Source organism: Methylobacterium sp. WL69 (assembly GCF_008039485.1).
Classification (GTDB): domain Bacteria; phylum Pseudomonadota; class Alphaproteobacteria; order Rhizobiales; family Beijerinckiaceae; genus Methylobacterium.
Genome location: NZ_VRUZ01000185.1, coordinates 1 through 1,908, shown reverse-complemented (window position 1 = coordinate 1,908; position 1,908 = coordinate 1). Strand labels below are relative to the sequence as shown.

General features: G+C 71.5%; 1 protein-coding gene. It reads left to right on the top strand.

Annotation, left to right across the window (positions count from 1 at the left end; all coding sequences use genetic code 11):
- Nucleotides 1–1,908: 1-deoxy-D-xylulose-5-phosphate synthase (gene dxs, locus FV218_RS22295; protein ID WP_246685237.1), on the top strand; the 1,908-nt coding region annotated here is incomplete at both ends.

Sequence of the window (1,908 nt, the reverse complement as noted above, 5' to 3'; positions counted from 1 at the left end):
CTCGATTCTGGACGGTCTGTCCGAGACCTCCGCCCTGCGCGCGTTGCCGGAGAGCGATCTTCCGGCGGTGGCGGAGGCCGTGCGGGCGGAGATGATCGAGGCGGTGTCGATCACCGGCGGGCATCTCGGCTCGGGCCTCGGCGTGGTCGAGTTGACCGTGGCGCTGCATCACGTGTTCGACACCCCCGACGACCGCATCGTCTGGGACGTCGGCCACCAGGCCTATCCGCACAAGATCCTCACGGGCCGGCGCGACCGCATCCGGACGCTGCGGCAGCCCGGCGGCCTGTCGGGCTTCACCAAGCGCTCGGAGAGCGTCTACGACCCGTTCGGCGCCGCGCACTCGTCCACCTCGATCTCGGCGGCCCTGGGCATGGCGGTGGCCCGCGACCTCGACGTGGCCGAGGCCAAGGCCAAGGGCGCCCCGGCGGGCCGGCGCCGCAACATGATCGCGGTGATCGGCGACGGCTCCATGTCGGCCGGCATGGCCTACGAGGCCATGAACAACGCCGGCGCCCTGCACTCGCGCCTCATCGTCATCCTCAACGACAACGACATGTCCATCGCGCCCCCCGTCGGGGCCATGTCGGCCTACTTCGCGCGCCTCGCCTCCGGCGGCACCTACCGGTCGCTCCGCGAGACCGCCAAGCAACTGGGAAAACTCCTGCCGAAGGCGCTGTACCAGCGCGCGGCGGCGGCGGAGGAATACGCCCGCTCCCTGGTGGTGGGCGGCGGCACCATGTTCGAGGAGATGGGCTTCCACTACGTCGGCCCCATCGACGGGCACAACCTCGACCACCTGCTGCCGATCCTGAAGAACGTCCGCGACACCGAGCAGGGCCCGATCCTGCTCCACGTGGTCACCCGCAAGGGCAAGGGCTACGCCCCGGCCGAGGCCAGCGACGACCGCTACCACGGGGTGGTGAAGTTCGACGTGCTCTCGGGCGTGCAGGCCAAGGCCAAGCCCAACGCCCCGGCCTACACCCGCGTGTTCGGCGAGAGCCTGATCAAGGCGGCGGACGCCGACCCCAAGGTGGTGGCCATCACCGCGGCCATGCCCGGCGGCACCGGCATCGATCTCTTCGGCAAGGCCCATCCCGACAGGACCTTCGACGTCGGCATCGCCGAGCAGCACGCCGTGACCTTCGCGGGCGGTCTGGCGACGGAGGGCTACAAGCCGTTCGTGGCGATCTACTCGACCTTCCTGCAGCGGGCCTACGACCAGGTGGTGCACGACATCGCCCTGCAGAACCTGCCCGTGCGGTTCTGCCTGGACCGGGCCGGCCTCGTCGGCGCCGACGGCGCGACCCATGCCGGCGCCTTCGATCTGGCGTACCTGTGCTGCCTGCCGAACATGACCGTGATGGCGGCCTCCGACGAGGCCGAGCTCGTCCACATGGTGGCGACGGCCCACGCCCACGACAGCGGCCCCATTGCGCTCCGCTACCCGCGCGGCGAGGGCGTCGGCGTCGACCTGCCGGAGCGCGGCGAGGCGCTGCCCATCGGCAAGGGCCGCATGGTGCGCCGGCCCGAGGGCGCGCGGGTGGCGCTGCTGTCCCTGGGCACCCGTCTGTCGGAGGCCCTCAAGGCCGCCGACCTCCTCGAGGCCGAGGGCATCGCCGTCACCGTGGCCGATGCCCGCTTCGCCAAGCCCCTCGACGAAGCCATGATCCTCGACCTCGCCGCGACCCACGAGGTGCTGATCACCCTGGAGGAGGGCTCGGTGGGCGGCTTCGGCGCCATGGTGCTGCATCTCCTGGCCGAGAAGGGCGCCCTCGACGCCGGCCGCGTCCGGGTCCGGACCCTGACCCTGCCCGACACCTACCAGGACCACAATTCCCCCGACGCCATGTACCGCGAGGCCGGCCTCGACGCCGACTCCATCGCCGGAACCGTGCGCGACACCCT